Source organism: Vibrio chanodichtyis (assembly GCF_028863985.1).
In the GTDB taxonomy this organism is placed as follows: domain Bacteria; phylum Pseudomonadota; class Gammaproteobacteria; order Enterobacterales; family Vibrionaceae; genus Vibrio; species Vibrio chanodichtyis.
In genome coordinates this window covers 212,968-228,332 of record NZ_JARBFT010000004.1, presented here as the reverse complement: position 1 = coordinate 228,332, position 15,365 = coordinate 212,968, and the positions used below count along the sequence as shown (strand labels likewise).

The following is a 15,365-nucleotide window of genomic DNA, read 5'->3' as shown; positions in this document are numbered from 1 at the left end:
ACTTTGCGAAGTAATTGTGAAGCTATTTGTCAAATAGGCGTGACAAGTATCACGCACATCTCTAGAAGTTTGTGTTTTATATCCAATTATTGGGCTTTATATTCCGACAATAATCGACGTAGAAGATATGCCTTAGTGGGGCAACTACACGGAGTGAATATCTAAATGACAATTCAAACCATCAACGACATAATTCGCTTGCCTGATGATATGTGGTCAAGAATTGCTCGCCAGCTTTAAGACCCAGTTGATAATCATGCAGTAAGGCTTGTGATGAACTGAGCAGCGAGTTGGCGTGCAGCGGTTCACTTGGCATAATTTGAACAATAAAAGTGTCATTATGCTGCAGATTAAGAAATTCACAGGTCAATGCATAAGTCTGATAATGCACCATCAATAAATCGGCCAACCCAGCATCAAATTGACTGCCAAATAAGTGGCTGAACCGATAAATATCATCGGCACCGAATAGCCAACGCCCACCATTGAGTGCAGGGAAATGTTTTTCGCCCTGCTGCAGCTTCGCTCTTAGCCTTTGCTGGTGTAGAAAATCACGCCACTCTTGACGCCATCCTGACCATTTATGCTGTAATCGTTGTTGTAAATAATTCAACTGCTCGGGCCACCACTCTGGGAGAGCAACCACAGATGGCACAGCGGTATGATCATGCTCGGGGATAAATTCAGTGCGGATCACGGTAATACAACGAGCTTGTTTACGCCAAGCTTCTTGCACCGGAATCGACGCTGAAACACCGCCATCAATGTAGCTCTTACCCGCAAACGTAACCGGTTCTGGGTACAAACCCGGTATCGCACAAGTCGCCAGTAGCACTTGCTGCCAATCACTGCCCAACATTGGCAAATAAGCATCTTTTAGGTTATCAACTTCAGTCACGGCGGCATAAGCCTTGCGTTGACCTAACGTTTGACGAGCAAGCTCCAAATTTAAAGCATAAGGAGATTCACACACCCGATCTAATGCCCACTGCATATTGATATATTGCCTACGCCGTACGTAGCTCAATAAATGGAAAAACTCGCTACGAGTGGTCAACTCTAAGATAAACGCTTTGCTTAACCCCACTTGACCGGATAAAAAGGCGCACAAATTCATAGCACCCGCCGAAGTGCCATAAAACTCATGGAAAGGATCAAAATTAGCGAGAAGAAACGCATCTAATACACCAGCGGTAAATATTCCTCTCTGGCCACCACCTTGAGCAACCAAAGCCTGTTTACCACCGATGTATTTTGCAAAATGCTGCGTGTTGAGCTTCGGCCCAGCATCAGAAACCACGCCTCCACAATTTAGCGGCAAGATATTCATCGATAAATACCTAGGCTAGTGGATAAGAGTAATTGCTCCAAATCCCAGTAAAATGCCAAAAATGATCACGACTATTGCTAATGCATATTTCAGATCTTGTTCCATAACACCTCCTTGATCATCCAGCAAAGTAATAGCATCGGTGTGAAGTATCTTCAAGAATTGTGGTTTTTTTGTGCATAATTCTGCCATTACTATCACAATAAAAGCATCGTCAAAAACTTGGCTAGGGTTTAGATATGCGTAAAATATTTTTATTTATTTTCAATGCGTTACTTTTAATTTTTTCATCATTGGTCAATGCTGAGTGGATGTTGACCCCTTCGATTGGCTATTCATTAGGCGGTAAAGTTATTGACCAAAATAGTAATAAATATAATCTGGATAGTTCGACTCACTATGCTATAGCGCTTGAAATGCCCTATGAAAAAGGGCGAGTCGGCTTATTTTATTCCGCCCAACCCACTCAAGTTGAAACCCTGCCTAATCAAGATGCGCATCTGCATTCGCTGCATTTTCAAAGTAGCATTTACTACCCGATGTCACCACAGCTCTCCTCTTTCCTTGGCTTAGGCATTGGCGGTACCTACACCGATGTAAGCTGGGCCGATAATAAATACGGCTTCTCCGCGAGTGCCTTTGGTGGGTTGGAATATAGAATCGCGACACACATTGCGCTCAATGCACAACTTCGCTGGCTAGGCTCGATGGTTGACAATGATTCAAGCGCAAACTGTACTCTGCCATCTTCAGAAAACTGTGTCATAAAATTTAAGTCCGATTGGCTCAATCAAGCTTCGGTGCAAATTGGGCTGACTATCCGCCTATAAAGCAAGTTTTAACAGACTCACAAAACGGGATATACCTTCTAGAGTGTGGTGTTTTTTTGGACAAATACGCTTTGTTTAATCTTAGACAATTGTATTGATGATGAGCCGATACTTCAGTCATATTCACTAGATTCGTCACTAAGTTGCCCGATATTGCTCGCTATAAGTTGACATACAAAACAAATACAACCTTGTTTTAACATAAATCCAACCAACCGATTGTATTGCCACTCAATCAATAACACGGTAGTCTCAAACGATTGCCTAGCTGATTATTTCAGTTTTCGCAAACACACAGCGCATAACTAAGAATAAAATTCTAGGTTTTCACTCAGCAATCGATATATATAACTAACTTTTTGCGGAATCATGGATGATAGCACAAAAGTTTATCGGACAAACACCGTACCGGTGACTTAGGTGTTGCCATTCTCAGATTCAGCAAGTGCTGACGAATAGTTTCATCCCCTAGGATATGACAAGGAGTTGTTTATGAAACGAGAACAATGGGGATCCCGAGTAGGATTCGTGTTAGCTGCCGTAGGGTCAGCGATTGGCCTGGGAAACATCTGGCGTTTCCCTTATATGGCTTACGAAAATGGTGGAGGCGCATTCTTCATTCCTTATCTTTTCGCGATGATCACTGCGGGGATCCCGTTTATGATCCTCGAGTTCAGCATGGGACAAAAAAATCGTGGTTCTGCACCGAAAACCCTCGCCAAAATTCATACTAAATTTGAGTGGCTAGGTTGGTTTCAAGTCGGTATTGCGGCACTGATTGCCGTGTATTATGTTGCGGTAATTGGCTGGGCTATTTCCTATTTTGGGATGTCATTTAGCCAAAGTTGGGGCACCGATACCAATGCCTTCTTCTTCAGTGAATATCTCAAACTGGGTGATAATTCACCAACCCAATTAGGCGGTATTCAGTGGCAAATAGCCTTTGCTATGCTGCTCGCTTGGATCATCACTTACGCCGCTATTGTCGGTGGTGTGAAAAAAGGCATTGAACGAGCGTCTAAAATCATGATGCCGGTGTTATTTATCATGGTACTGCTGCTCATCGCGCGGATGATTTTCCTACCCGGTGCATTGGATGGTGTGAACTACATGTTCCAACCTGATTTCAGCAAAATTTGGGATGTGAAGGTGTGGGCGGCGGCTTACGGGCAGATATTTTTCACTTTGAGTATCGGTTTCGCGATTATGTTAGCCTACTCGAGTTATCTGCCCGAGAAATCCGATATCACCAATAACGCGTTTATGACCGTGCTGATCAACTGTGGCTTCTCGATCCTAGCCGGTATCATGATCTTTTCGGTACTCGGCTATATGGCGCAAGAGCAAGGCAAACCGCTCACCGAGGTGGTTTCCTCTGGCGTTGGTCTCGCTTTTGTTACCTTACCCGCCGCGATCAATTTACTGCCGATCCCTTATATTCTAGGGCCTTTATTCTTCCTCGCCTTAGTGGTTGCAGGCCTCAGTTCGCATATTTCGATTATGGAAGCGGTCACCTCAGCGATTATTGACAAACTCGGTTGGAGCCGCAAAAAGGCCGCCAATATCGTGATTGGTAGCGGAGTACTCGTTTCCATGGCATTTGCCACCAATGGCGGTTTGTTGCTGCTGGATCTGGTTGACCATTTTGCCAACAACGTTGGGATCATGGCCAGTTGTTTAGTCGAGCTGCTCCTAATGAGCTGGTTGCTAAAAATTTCCGATGTACGCAAATATGCTAATAGTATTTCTGATTTCAAAGTGGGAATTTGGTTTGATCTCTGTTTGCGTTTCATTTCACCGGTTATTTTGGCGATTATTGTCGCAACCAAACTGCAAGAGCTCTTGACTGAGGGCTATGGCGGTTACGATTTAACCCTCGGCTGGGCGATTATCGCCGCCCTATTTATGACCGGAATTCTTATCAATGCAGGCTCACAAAAGGAGGCTCACTAATGACATTCAGTGCAATTATCATGATGATACTTGGTCTCGGCATCACATGGGGTGGGGCTGCCATCTGTATCAAAAAAGCGATGGATAAACAATCATCGTAAATTGGCCAAACGGCTCCCATCACCAATCGGGAAACAAGATCCACGATGGCTTGCGGTTACATTCACTAACTGAACCGACTATCACACAATACAAAGGAGACCGAAGGTCTCCTTTCTCATTACAGTAAGCATGATATTAGCCGTGAGTACGGATCCAATCATCCATTTCCGTTTTTAAGTTATCCGACTTAGTACCGAAAATCGCTTGTACACCACCAGACACCATAACCACCCCTGCCGCCCCTAGCTGCTTCAAGTGGTCTTGATCAACCAACGCGGTATCGACCACAGTGACACGCAAGCGAGTAATACACGCATCTAAGCTGCTGATATTGGATTTACCACCAAATGCCGCCACGAGCTCACCCGCCAGTTGATTGCTACTAGACATCACGATGTCGACATTTTCATCTTCACGCCCTGGCGTTTTTAGGTTCAATATCCGGATCACTGATCTGAAAACTAGGTAGTACAGTAGCGCATAACCCATACCTAACCCAACGAGTAGCCATACGTTATCTGCGCGTGGCGATTGCACAACCAGATCAATGAAACCATTCGAGAACGCATGACCATGCACCACATCGAATGCGTTGGTTAGTACATAAGCTAAACCCGCTAATACCGCATGGATCGCATACAGGATAGGCGCAACAAACAAGAACGAAAATTCAATCGGTTCGGTAATCCCGGTTAAAAATGACGTCAGCGCAGCAGAGGCCATGATGCCCATAACTTTGGCACGATTTTCTGGTTTAGCCGAATGGGCAATGGCAAAAGCGGCTGCGGGTAGACCAAACATTTTAAACAAATAGCCGCCAGCTAACTGACCAAAACCATTACCTGCCGTACGTGAGGCCTCATCTGCGGTCAAGAAACAAGTCATGATCCCACTGACCGTGTCACCAACACCGTTAACACAAGAACCCGCTTGATAGAAAAATGGTACGTTCCAAATATGATGCAAGCCAAATGGGAGCAATGCGCGCTCAACGAGGCCATAGAGACCAAATGCGGTCACCGGATTTTGGTTAGCCGCCCAATCAGAAAATGAACCAATCACCGCCCCAACCGGAGGCCAAATCAATGACAACATCACACCAAGTGCAATTGAGATAAAGCCAGTAATGATCGGTACCGCACGTTTACCAGCAAAAAAACCTAAGTATTCTGGCAACTGAATTTTATAGAAGTGGTTGAAAGACCATGCTGCCACACCGCCAGCGAGGATACCGCCCAACACACCCGTGTCTATTTTATCAACCCCCATGGCCGTCGCCATCACATTCAGGGTCGCGACCATGATGCTGTAGCCAACCATCGCTGACAGACCGGACACACCATCATTATTAGTAAAACCAAGTGCGACGCCAACCGCAAACAACAGCGCCATTTGACCAAATACCGAGCCCCCAGCTTGTTCCATCAGATGAGAAATCACCTCTGGTAACCAACTAAAATTAGCCGCCCCAACCCCTAACAAGATACCAGCAATCGGCAATACTGATACGGGTAACATCAGAGCTTTACCAACCTTTTGCAAATTTGCAAAAGCGTGCTTAAACATGTTTATCCTCCTGATCAAATTACTAGCAAGGCCAACGGCATGCCCTGACAACCTAACGATTAGGAGCCAGCAAAAATGTAACCATTATATTTTTCCAGATCTCAAGATCTCTTGATACCACGCAAACTTTGTTCAGCCACCAAACCAAGCTTCTTATAATTAAGGGGATGATTTACCGATAATAGGCTATCACCTATCACTACCACGAAAAACGCTAGTTTAGGGATAACGACAAAAAGCCCGCATTTTTTGCGGGCTTTCGGGGTATCAATTGTTCAAGCGTTTTTCTTTGCTCTTGTATCATGCAGTGGTTCAACACCATACATGTAGAACTGAATTGCCGAATAAACGGCATACAATCCTAATGTGGCGCAGAAAAACACTATCTTCTCTTTTTCGCGAGCTAAGTATAACGACAAATCTTTCGGCTTGATCCAATCACCACTGTCCACTCGAAGCAGATATTTACCCAGTGACTTGCCAATCTGCTTAAAGCAAATCGCACCGAAACCAAGATATACACCGATAAACAGTAATAACATTAACAGCATCATCAATAACAAAACTGGCAGAGCCATCGCATCGTTTAACGATAGCCCTGAAGTTTTATCACTAAAGAGCCCTGTCACCATCGCCATCAGAACCGTTACCACCACCTGAGTGAACATCTTCGCCACCATGACGTCGATGATAAAGGCTCCGGTTCTTCTAAATTTGTCACCAATACTCATTACTTACCAAGCAGAGCGTTGATTTGAGCTTTGTAACCTGCAGCTTCAGCGCCATAGATGGCTTGAATGCCAGTGTCACCAACTTTAACCAGACCACGAGCACCAAGCTGTTGAGTCCAGAAATCGTTATCTTTCACTTGAGCACCATCTTTTACTGTGATGCGCAGACGAGTGATACATGCATCAACATCAACGATGTTTTCTGCACCACCCAGAGCTTCAATCATGTCTTGCGCTTTTTGATTGCTGCCAGCCGCGCCATCTTTTGCTGCATGGTAATCTTGCTTAGACACTACTGCTACGGCACTACCTTTGCGACCTGGGGTTTTCACATCAAATTTAACGATGAACCAGCGGAAGACAAAGAAGTAAACGAATGCGTAAGCAATACCCACTACAGGGATAAAGTACCAGTTGTTTTCAGCACCAGTTACACCTGGCAAAATACCAAACAAGCTGAAGTCGATGAAACCGCCACTGAAAGTCATACCCACTTTAACGTTCAGCATATCCATCAGCATGAATGACAGACCCGCTAGAGGAACGTGGATCGCATAGTACAGCGCTGGAGCTAGGAACAAGAAAGTGAATTCAATTGGCTCAGTAATACCAGTCAGGAATGCAGTCAGAGCAACTGAGAACAACAGACCACCAGCGGCTTTCTTGTTGTTGTCATCTGCTAGGGTATACATTGCATAAGCAGCTGCAGGTAGACCAAACATCATGAACGGGAATTTACCAGTCATAAAGTTAGTTGAAGTAAATTGAGAGAAATCACCGGTTGCCAGAGAAGCAAAGAAGATGTTCTGTGTACCTTTGATCAACTCACCAGCGATCTGAGCAGTACCACCAATCTCAGTCTGCCATAGAGGCAAGTAGAAAACGTGATGCAGACCAACAGGGATCAGAGAACGTTCAATGATACCGAAGATCAAAGAAGCAATGTAACCGTGACCTGATGCAGTCATTTCACCTAGCGCAGCACCGATGGCACCGAATGCAGCACCAAAGAATGGCCAAATGAAAGTCAGAACAATACCGTAGAACAACGCAGCAAATGCGCTGATGATAGGTACGAAACGAGCACCACCGAAGAAACCTAGGTAATCTGGTAATTTGGCATCATGGTATTTATTGTGCAATACCACAGTTACCGCACCAGCGATCAGACCACCAAACACACCCATACTTAGTGTATTAGAAATACCCAGCATATCAGCCAGTACCCCTGGATATTCGCTACCCATCAGTACCACAGTGTTGGTATCTAAGTTGATCATGTTGGCCACAACCAAAGTCTTAGCAATCGCAACGTTCATTACCAGGTAAGAGATCAGCGCCGCCAGTGCTGCTGCACCTTTCTCGGCACGAGCAAAACCTACCGCGATCGCCAAAGCGAACATGACTGGCAAGTTAGCAAATACAATACCACCCGCCGCAGTCATAACTTGTAGGAAACTATTTAGAACGGTTCCGTCTTGCAGCACACCGATTTGGTACGCTTCGATCATGGTAGGGTTGGTAAAACTCCCCCCGATACCCAACATAATACCCGCTGCAGGCAGCAGTGCGATGGGTAACATAATTGATTGTGAAAGTTTACTAAAGAAAGCTTTCATGTATTTATGCTCCTGATAAAGTTATTAGAATGGTTCAGTTCTGACGGCCCCCCGTAGCCTTAATGCCAGTACTGAATGAAAAATGTAACACTCATGCATTATATTTTCCGGCTCTAAATATATATTGATGGCCGTTAATTTTTCTAGTTTGGAATGAAATTTAGTTTCAAAGTAATAGGCGGATCACAGTCACCCGCTCACACCCAAACACCACCAACACAAGTCATGTCATTGTTTTTAATAACAAAAAATAAAAAAGCATTAATTTCACAGGATAAATAAAATCGCCTTGTATGTTATTTTTTGCAACAAATTTACAATTTGATGATTTTTGCTCCATTTTCCATCAATCAGCCTAAATGTTCGCTATTTTTTAATTTGTTATAATGTTTAACCGATAAAAAATCATTTACCGTTTATTTTTTACGCAACAATAGTTCTCATCGCAAAAAAAGATTTCTGAAGTTTTCGCTGGTTTTTGCAGCGACTTCGGTAAGTGAAATCCCTTTAAGCTGAGCGATATACGCCGCGACCTCGACGACATACGCTGGCTGATTTTGTTTGCCACGATGTGGGACTGGTGATAAATACGGTGAATCGGTCTCAATCAAGAGCCGTTCTAAAGGCAATGCTTTTACCACTTCTTTAAGCGCCGTTGCTTGCCGAAAAGTGACAATCCCAGAAATCGAAATATAAAAACCGAGATCAATCGCCGCTTCAGCAAACGGCAAATCTTCAGTAAAACAGTGGATCACCCCACCACAGCGCTCCGCCCGCCCTGCCTTTAGCAGTTGTAACGTATCTTGTTGGGCATCACGTGTATGAATGATCAATGGCTTATTCAGCTCAACCGCAACATCGATCTGCTGCCGAAAGCGTAATTTCTGTAACTCTGCGGTTTGTGGCTGATAATGATAATCTAACCCCGTTTCGCCAATCGCCACCACTTTCTGGTGTTGCGCATACTGCAGGAATGTGGCAAGCGAAAACTCACTCTCTACATCTAAAGGATGCACACCACAGGAAACATACACTTGAGCAAAGGGCTCAATCATGGCCAACATATTCGGAAAAGCATCGAGCGTAACGCCTACCGTAAGTAAGTGCTCAACTTTGGCTTGTCGAGCTTTGGTAATCACATCATTCACATCCGTGTGCAAATCTTGGTAATCCAATTTGTCGAGATGACAGTGTGAATCTACAAACATATTTCCTCATTAATCCATTGATAAAACCATTGCAGGAGCAATAGTTCACTATTCAACCCAGTAAATTGGCGCAGCTGATCGATGAGAGCTTGCAATGCCGCGGTCTGGGTATAAAGCTGATGATAAGTCAGGCGGTTGGCTAATTCGGCGCTAAGTGGCGTTGCATCGCTTTGCTGCACCCCAAACTGAATTTTTTGCGCATCCGTTAGCCAGCACCAAACCCAATAAAGTCCTTGGTTTAAATCATTATTAATCAATGAAATAAACTTTAATTGGGCATTAACATCACCGTTAACGGCCGCAATAAACAGAGCTTCAAGCTCGCGATACTTGGCGATCCCGCCTTGCTGCATAAACGCTTGAGTTTTCAGTGGTGAATCCGAACAAAGATGCAACGCATAGCCTGGCGCATCAATCGCCTGAGCTTGTAACCACTCCTGCACGACATCAGGCGTAGGGCTTGGGATCACCCAGCGTTGACAACGGCTGATAATGGTCGGTAGCAGTTGCTGGATCCGGGACGTGACTAAGATAAACAAACAGTGTAAAGGTGGCTCTTCTAATGTTTTCAGCAACGCATTCGCAGCCGATTCGTTCATCGCATCCGCTGGATCGATCACAATCAAACGATAACCCGCGAGCTGCGATGATTCTTGAGCAATCCGATTAATATGCCGGATTTGATCAACCGAAATCGCCTTACCCGGCTTTTCAGGTCGCACATAATGCAGATCCGGATGATGACCCGCCTGCAGTAAAGCACAGCTATGGCAAAAGCCACACGGCTGCGAGTCACGACTGGCGCAAATGATGCTGCGAGCCATAGACTCAACCAAGCTTTCTGCACCTAATCCTTCCGCCGCTTGGACGAGGGTCGCACTCGCCAACTGTCCGCTTGCCAATGTTGTATGCCATGACTGATACACAGGGCTAAGCCAAGGGTAAAGAGGCGTAAGACTAGACATGATTAATCTGACTTAACCAGGCTTCAACCGCGACGCGAATATCGGTCGTCACCTGTTCAATCGATTGAGCCGCATTAATCAATACCACCGTCTCATCACTGTGGGCCAGTTCAAGATAACGCTGACGAGCACGTTCAAAAAAACCGATATCCATCTTTTCAATCCGATCCAGCTCACCACGGCCACGAGCTCGCTGCAAACCCAGTTTCGGATCAATATCCAGATATAAGGTTAAGTCTGGTTTAAAATCCCCCAACGCGGTTTGTTTTAAACTGTGCATTGTCGCAGCCGCAATCTGCCGTCCACCACCTTGATAAGCTTGTGAAGACATATCATGCCGATCGCCAACCACCCAAGTTCCTTGGGCTAAAGCCGGCTTAATCACATTTTCCACCAGTTGTACCCGCGCAGCGTACACGAGCAGCAATTCGGTGATGTCTTGCAACACTTCTCCCGGATGCTCTTCTTTGACTAAGGCGCGTAACTTTTCGGCTAATACGGTCCCGCCCGGCTCACGAGTGCAGGCGATTGACTGAATACCATGTTGCTGTAAGGTTTCCACTACCATTTGGATCGCGGTACTCTTTCCAGCACCCTCAAGCCCTTCGATTACGATAAATTTTGCGTTCATGTTTTTTTTCTAAGTTTTTTAAGATAATTACGTACCGCACGATTATGGTCAGCGAGTGTTTTCGAGAAATTATGTCCGCCCTCACCGCTCGCCACAAAGTAAAGGTAATCACTTTGTTCCGGATTTAATGCCGCATAAATCGAAGCCTCACCGGGCATAGCGATCGGAGTTGGAGGTAATCCATTGATCACATAGGTATTATATGGGGTGCGTTCTCGTAAATCTTTCTTGCGAATATTGCCATCATAAGCTTCTCCCATACCGTAGATCACCGTAGGATCGGTCTGTAACCGCATGCGCCTATTAAGCCGATTGATAAACACGGCGGCAATTCGCTCACGTTCATCAGCAATCGAGGTCTCTTTTTCGATAATGGAAGCCAAAATCAAAGCTTCATAAGCGGTTTGGATCGGTAAGCCTTTTTGGCGATGCTCCCAAGTCACCTGCAAAAACTGCTCTAACTTTTGATTAGCACGTTTGAGAATGTCTAAATCGCTAGTACCTTTAATGAAATGGTAAGTTTCAGCCAAAAATAAGCCTTCTAATTTTTCATGTTGCAACCCCAAGGCCTTGGCAATTTCCGCCTCCGAAAGACCCGTTAATTGCTGGGTAATATAAGGATTATTGGCCAAGATAGTACGCCATTCTTGGAAACGGCTACCCTCAACAAAGGTCACCGCAAATTGATGCTCTTTACCGGCCACCAACAAAGCCAAAGCTTGCTGTAGACTCATGTTAGGTTGTAATTGATATGTCCCGGCTTTAATTTGCGATAACTCAGGATGAAAGCGACGCACCCAATCGGCAACAAAACTGGCATTGATCCACGCTTGTTCGGTGAGCACTGTCAGCTCTCGATTCAAACTTGTCCCAGGAGCTATGGTCACCAACTGGGCTTGCTCTATCAGCAAAGGCTGCGCAAGATAGTTATCCATTTGTTTGACAAAATAAGCATAACTGCCTACAGCAGCGCAGATCAGAACGACAAAAATCAATACTAGCTTTTTAATCACGAATTACTACTCTCCTGGAAACGTCGCGTCATACTACCTATATCCAGCGAGTGTTCACCTATCTGTGTCACTGGCGCAATCACCAGTAACGCATTGGTAATGAACACTTCATCTGCCGCCAACAAGCTTTCGATACCAAACCGGTCAATCACTAGCGGAATCGATAACTGCTGGGCAAGTTTGAGTATCTGACCTCGTGCAACACCGGCAACGCCGGCATGGTGTAAACTAGGGGTATAAAGCTGGCCATCTTTACACCAGAATAAATTGGCGGCAGTAGTTTCAATCACTTGGTCATCGATGTCTAAACAAACACCATCATCCCAACCCGCCACATCCATTTCACGTTTGAGTAAAATCTGCTCCAAACGATTATTATGTTTATGTCCAGCCAGCAGCGGATTTAACCCCATTCGCTGCTGGCAAATGCCTAATGACACACCCGCGTTACGCCACTGCTCATAATGGCTAGGAAAAGCAAACGCGCTAATAGTAACACTGGATTCGCTAACTTGAGTAGGACTGTAACCACGTCCGCCGGTACCTCGGCTAATATGAATTTTTATCCCTGCTTGCGCATCACTGCGTATCATCGCCTGCACACCTTGCCACACCGCTGACCAATCGGGCTCGGTAATATGTAGCGCTTTAAGGCAAGCTTGTAAGCGGGCTTGATGCTGCGGCCAAAGCAGCGCTTGACCGTGCTGAGTTAGTAGAGTGGTAAAGCAACCATCGCCATATTGAAAAGAACGATCATCAATCGGTCGCTCATTACCTCGCTTTCCATTCACCCAGTACATGCTCGGACTCCATAAAAAGAAACGGCTCAATGCTATGCATCAAGCCGTGTGAACTCAAGTAAAGAGTGGTGAAGTTTTTACATGCGTTTGAAAATCAAGCTACCGTTAGTGCCACCAAAGCCAAATGAATTACACATCGCGTATTCCATATTCTCGACTTTACGCGCCACATGCGGTACCAAATCGACATCCAAACCAGGCTCTGGATTATCCAGATTGATGGTCGGAGGAACGATTTGATCAACTAATGACATCACTGTGATAATCGCTTCAGCAGAACCAGCCGCCCCAAGCAAATGACCCGTCATCGATTTGGTGGAAGAAATCAGCACTTGTTTGCTGCCCGCTTCACCTAAAGCACGTTTGATGCCTTTCACTTCAGCAACATCGCCTGCCGGTGTTGAGGTACCGTGCGCATTGACATAGCCAATTTGTTCGCCAGTCACACCCGCATCACGCATTGCGGCTTCCATCGCCAAGGCGCCACCAGAGCCGTCTTCACTTGGTGAAGTCATGTGATAAGCATCACCAGACATCCCAAAACCAACCACTTCGGCGTAAATTTTCGCACCGCGCGCTTTCGCGTGTTGATACTCTTCGAGCACCATCACACCCGCACCGTCACCCAACACGAAACCATCACGATCTTGGTCCCAAGGACGAGAAGCTTTTTGCGGTTCATCGTTACGAGTTGAAAGTGCTTTTGCTGCACCGAAACCAGCCATACCCAGAGGTGTAGAGGCTTTTTCAGCGCCACCTGCGACCATCGCATCCGCATCGCCGTAAGCAATCATGCGTGCTGCATGGCCAATATTATGTAGGCCAGTGGTACAAGCGGTTGAAATAGCAATATTAGGGCCACGTAAACCGCGCATGATCGACAAATTACCAGCAATCATGTTGACAATGGTCGATGGCACAAAGAAAGGGCTAACCTTACGTGGGCCTTTATCAATTAATGCTTGGTGACCCGTTTCGATAAGTTCAAGACCACCGATCCCAGAACCAATCGCAACACCAATGCGTGTCGCATTTTGTTCCGTGACGACTAAACCCGAATCTTGTAGAGCTTGGATACCCGCCGCAATACCATACTGGATAAATAAATCCATTTTGCGGGCATCTTTTTTTGACATGTACTGTTCGCAGTCAAAGCCTTTGACTAACCCTGCGAAACGAGTAGAAAAATTGGTAGTGTCGAAATGCTCAATGTTGACGATACCGCTTTGGCCGTTTAACAAAGCTTGCCAAGATGACTCTACCGTGTTGCCTACCGGTGACAACATACCCATGCCAGTGACAACAACGCGACGCTTGGACACGATCATATTCTCCGGAATTGAAATTGAAATGAGAGGGTGTTGAGAACTAATAAAAATTCAGGCGGCCAGTAGGCCGCCTGGGGAGAGATTACTGAGCGTTGTTGGTCACGTAATCGATCGCAGCTTGAACAGTCGTGATCTTCTCTGCTTCTTCATCAGGAATTTCAGTATCGAATTCCTCTTCCAGAGCCATTACTAGCTCAACAGTGTCAAGAGAATCTGCACCCAGATCATCAACGAAAGAAGATTCATGCTTCACTTCTGCTTCGTCTACACCTAGCTGTTCAACGATGATTTTCTTTACGCGTTCTTCGATGTTGCTCATTTTTTCTTTTCCTTTACAGATTTCGCCTAATGCGATGATTCCGTAGTTTATTCGAACTAGGGAAAGTTGCAAGTGTGAGGTTTCTGGTCTAACCACAAATTAGCCGACTTTAACCGAAATTCACACCATATTTGATATAAGTCATGCATAAACATCGTGCATGTTATCGACACTTTTCATCTAAATTCGCCTCACAACTCGACAGTTCAGTACCGGATCATGAAGCAAGCCGTTTAGATCATGTACATGCCACCGTTAACATGCAGTGTTTCACCGGTGATGTAAGCTGCTTCTGGTGAGGCTAAGAAAGCCACCGCTGATGCTATTTCACGCGGATCGCCCAAACGCCCAGCTGGAACTTGGGTTAAGGTTGCTGCACGTTGCTCATCATTCAGCGCTTTGGTCATATCCGTTTCGATAAAACCCGGAGCCACAGTGTTCACTGTTACGCCACGCGATGCCACTTCACGTGCCATCGATTTAGTAAAACCAATCACACCCGCTTTCGCTGCAGCATAGTTTGTTTGACCCGCGTTGCCCATCGTACCCACAACCGAACCGACATTGATAATGCGGCCTTGGCGTTTTTTCATCATGCCACGCAATACGGCTTTAGATAGACGGAAAATCGAAGTCAGATTGGTATCAATAATGTCTGACCACTCTTCTTCTTTCATACGCATTAACAGGTTATCACGGGTGATACCAGCATTGTTAACCAAAATATCGATGCCACCAAACTCATCTGCGATGGTTTTCACTACCGCTTCGATTGACTCAAGATTGGTCACGTTCAGTGCCATGCCTTTGCCATTATCACCTAAGTAGTCGCTAATCGCTTGCGCGCCACTTTCGCTTGTCGCAGTACCAATCACTCGCGCACCGCGCTCAACCAACAATTCAGCAATCGCTTTACCAATACCGCGGCTCGCGCCGGTTACTAGGGCGACCTTGCCTTCTAAGCTCATGA

The 15,365-nt window shown here is 45.6% G+C and carries 16 protein-coding genes; 3 read left to right on the top strand and 13 right to left on the bottom strand.

What is annotated here, in order from left to right:
* Positions 1 to 181: 181 nt before the first annotated feature.
* Together PUN32_RS06360 and cydH are read right to left on the bottom strand one after the other, a co-directional pair.
* Positions 182 to 1,330 (bottom strand): patatin-like phospholipase family protein, encoded by a 1,149-nt coding sequence (locus PUN32_RS06360; RefSeq protein ID WP_274722297.1) that lies wholly within the window; start codon positions 1,328 to 1,330, stop codon positions 182 to 184.
* A 15-nt stretch (positions 1,331 to 1,345) separates the two neighbouring features.
* Positions 1,346 to 1,522 (bottom strand): cytochrome bd-I oxidase subunit CydH, encoded by a 177-nt coding sequence (gene cydH / locus PUN32_RS06355; RefSeq protein ID WP_274722296.1) that lies wholly within the window; start codon positions 1,520 to 1,522, stop codon positions 1,346 to 1,348.
* A gap of 47 nt (positions 1,523 to 1,569) precedes the next feature.
* Here cydH and PUN32_RS06350 point away from each other — a divergent pair, with 47 nt between their 5' ends.
* The 3 genes from PUN32_RS06350 to PUN32_RS06340 all read left to right on the top strand — a co-directional run bounded on the left by PUN32_RS06350 (position 1,570) and on the right by PUN32_RS06340 (position 4,214).
* A complete protein-coding gene (locus PUN32_RS06350; RefSeq protein WP_274722295.1) occupies positions 1,570 to 2,160 on the top strand; it encodes a porin family protein in 591 nt (196 codons plus the stop codon).
* Positions 2,161 to 2,652: 492 nt separating this feature from the next.
* On the top strand, positions 2,653 to 4,113 hold the full coding sequence (locus PUN32_RS06345; RefSeq protein ID WP_274722294.1) for a sodium-dependent transporter: 1,461 nt from the start codon (positions 2,653 to 2,655) through the stop codon (positions 4,111 to 4,113).
* Positions 4,113 to 4,214 (top strand): MetS family NSS transporter small subunit, encoded by a 102-nt coding sequence (locus PUN32_RS06340; protein WP_166013282.1) that lies wholly within the window; start codon positions 4,113 to 4,115, stop codon positions 4,212 to 4,214. Before PUN32_RS06345 ends, PUN32_RS06340 begins: the two co-directional genes overlap by 1 nt.
* Positions 4,215 to 4,350: 136 nt before the next feature.
* On the opposite strand, the gene ptsG is transcribed toward PUN32_RS06340, so the two are convergent.
* From ptsG to fabG, 11 genes are all read right to left on the bottom strand, one after another.
* Positions 4,351 to 5,781, bottom strand: a complete 1,431-nt coding sequence (ptsG, locus tag PUN32_RS06335) for a PTS glucose transporter subunit IIBC (RefSeq protein WP_274722293.1) — start codon at positions 5,779 to 5,781, stop codon at positions 4,351 to 4,353.
* A gap of 275 nt (positions 5,782 to 6,056) precedes the next feature.
* A complete protein-coding gene (locus PUN32_RS06330; protein ID WP_274722292.1) occupies positions 6,057 to 6,512 on the bottom strand; it encodes a hypothetical protein in 456 nt (151 codons plus the stop codon).
* Positions 6,512 to 8,131 carry a PTS transporter subunit EIIC gene (locus PUN32_RS06325; protein ID WP_274722291.1) on the bottom strand — a complete coding sequence of 540 codons (1,620 nt, stop codon included), beginning with the start codon at positions 8,129 to 8,131 and terminating at the stop codon, positions 6,512 to 6,514. Before PUN32_RS06325 ends, PUN32_RS06330 begins: the two co-directional genes overlap by 1 nt.
* A gap of 440 nt (positions 8,132 to 8,571) precedes the next feature.
* Positions 8,572 to 9,339: a TatD family hydrolase gene (locus PUN32_RS06320; RefSeq protein ID WP_274722290.1), complete on the bottom strand. Its 768-nt coding sequence runs from the start codon at positions 9,337 to 9,339 to the stop codon at positions 8,572 to 8,574.
* Complete coding sequence (locus PUN32_RS06315; RefSeq protein ID WP_274722289.1) at positions 9,330 to 10,304, bottom strand: DNA polymerase III subunit delta'; 975 nt, start codon at positions 10,302 to 10,304, stop codon at positions 9,330 to 9,332. The genes PUN32_RS06320 and PUN32_RS06315 overlap by 10 nt, the downstream gene beginning before the upstream one ends.
* Positions 10,297 to 10,935, bottom strand: a complete 639-nt coding sequence (tmk, locus tag PUN32_RS06310) for a dTMP kinase (RefSeq protein WP_274722288.1) — start codon at positions 10,933 to 10,935, stop codon at positions 10,297 to 10,299. Before tmk ends, PUN32_RS06315 begins: the two co-directional genes overlap by 8 nt.
* Positions 10,932 to 11,948 (bottom strand): endolytic transglycosylase MltG, encoded by a 1,017-nt coding sequence (mltG, locus tag PUN32_RS06305; RefSeq protein ID WP_274722286.1) that lies wholly within the window; start codon positions 11,946 to 11,948, stop codon positions 10,932 to 10,934. The genes tmk and mltG overlap by 4 nt, the downstream gene beginning before the upstream one ends.
* Positions 11,945 to 12,748 (bottom strand): aminodeoxychorismate lyase, encoded by an 804-nt coding sequence (gene pabC / locus PUN32_RS06300; protein WP_274722285.1) that lies wholly within the window; start codon positions 12,746 to 12,748, stop codon positions 11,945 to 11,947. The genes mltG and pabC overlap by 4 nt, the downstream gene beginning before the upstream one ends.
* A gap of 77 nt (positions 12,749 to 12,825) precedes the next feature.
* A complete protein-coding gene (fabF, locus tag PUN32_RS06295; protein WP_274722333.1) occupies positions 12,826 to 14,070 on the bottom strand; it encodes a beta-ketoacyl-ACP synthase II in 1,245 nt (414 codons plus the stop codon).
* Between the two features lie 88 nt (positions 14,071 to 14,158).
* A complete protein-coding gene (acpP, locus tag PUN32_RS06290; RefSeq protein ID WP_166013291.1) occupies positions 14,159 to 14,395 on the bottom strand; it encodes an acyl carrier protein in 237 nt (78 codons plus the stop codon).
* Between the two features lie 233 nt (positions 14,396 to 14,628).
* Entirely contained in the window at positions 14,629 to 15,363 is a 735-nt protein-coding gene (gene fabG, locus PUN32_RS06285; RefSeq protein WP_274722332.1) for a 3-oxoacyl-ACP reductase FabG, read from the bottom strand.
* Between the last annotated feature and the right edge of the window lie 2 nt (positions 15,364 to 15,365).